Origin of the sequence: Colwellia sp. MB3u-4, from assembly GCF_014077065.1 — a bacterium.
In the GTDB taxonomy this organism is placed as follows: Bacteria; Pseudomonadota; Gammaproteobacteria; order Enterobacterales; family Alteromonadaceae; genus Cognaticolwellia.
In genome coordinates, this window is record NZ_JACGVE010000024.1 from 1 (window position 1) to 1,181 (window position 1,181).

The following is a 1,181-nucleotide window of genomic DNA, read 5'->3' on the forward strand; positions in this document are numbered from 1 at the left end:
GAACAACAGCTCTCTCAGTTAAGCCAGTACATTCATGATAATAGTATTAAACCCAAAGGCGGAAGACTTAAAGCACAAACACTTGTTACTTATATTACGCAAGAATTTAAAGTCGACTATTCAATTGATAATATTTATCGGCTTTTACATCAGCTAGGCTTCTCGTGGATAACGAGTCGGTCAAGGCACCCGAAGCAATCAGATGAAGTACAAGAAGCTTTTAAAAAAATTCGAAATGGAAATGATCCTTACGATCCCGTGGAATGTCAGCCTTAAAAATGTAGATGTGTGGTTTCAAGATGAAGCACGCTTTGGCCAGCAGAATATAACGACAAGGCTCTGGGCAACAAAAGGAACAAGACCAAGAGCGGTCAACAGCAGTTTGAGTATGCTTATCTTTTTGGTGCTGTTTGCCCTGCAACAGGAGATACCGAGGCATTAATAGCGCCAATCATGAATATGGATGTGATGGAAAAACACTTATCATTGATCTCCCAAAAAGTGCCCAAAGGAAGACACGCCGTGATAGTTGTGGATGGTGCGGCTTGGCATCAAGTCCATTTAACCGAAAAATTTGATAACTTATCAATCATAAAGTTACCCCCTTATTCACCTGAGCTAAATCCTATTGAGCAAGTGTGGCAATGGCTGAGGCAAAATGAATTAGCGAACAGATGTTTTAGTGGATATGAAGATATTGTTAATGAATGTAGTCGAGCCTGGAATATTTTTGTTTCAGATGCATCTAGGGTGATAGAGCTTTGCTCTAGAGATTGGATAAAAGTGGGAAGTTAATTAATAAAATTGGTATAAGTTAAGCTTTAAACCATAAAAAGCAAAAAACCCGTAGTGTTAGCTACGGGTTTTTGACGTACATAGATGCACTAATGCGTTGGATGCAGGATGCACAAGCACGCTCTCACATAAAAAAGAATACCTGCACGCTATTTACCAACGACGCTAATACCTTTCACTGCTTACGCTTAATGGGCAAAGTAGCGGCGCCATCTCAAGCTTTATTTATTAAATGCCAGAAAGCAAAAAACCCGTAGCGTTAGCTACGGGTTTCTCTAAATAGAAGCCTAGCAATGTCCTACTCTCACATGGGAACTCCCACACTACCATCGGCGCTAACACGTTTCACTTCTGAGTTCGGAATGGGATCAGGTGGGGCCATGTCG

Annotated in this window: 2 protein-coding genes and 1 rRNA gene; 2 read left to right on the top strand and 1 reads right to left on the bottom strand. The window is 41.0% G+C overall.

Translation table 11 applies throughout. The annotated features are described in order from the left end of the window. On the top strand, positions 1 to 276 hold a 276-nt coding region (locus tag H4J61_RS00120; protein ID WP_182182614.1), incomplete at its 5' end, for a winged helix-turn-helix domain-containing protein. Positions 277 to 339: 63 nt separating this feature from the next. Then, the gene (locus tag H4J61_RS00130; RefSeq protein ID WP_182182615.1) at positions 340 to 795 is read left to right on the top strand and encodes an IS630 family transposase; all 456 of its coding nucleotides are present in this window, start codon (positions 340 to 342) and stop codon (positions 793 to 795) included. A gap of 285 nt (positions 796 to 1,080) precedes the next feature. Here H4J61_RS00130 and rrf read toward each other — a convergent pair. Then, positions 1,081 to 1,181 (bottom strand): 5S ribosomal RNA (gene rrf / locus H4J61_RS00135); the annotation flags it as partial.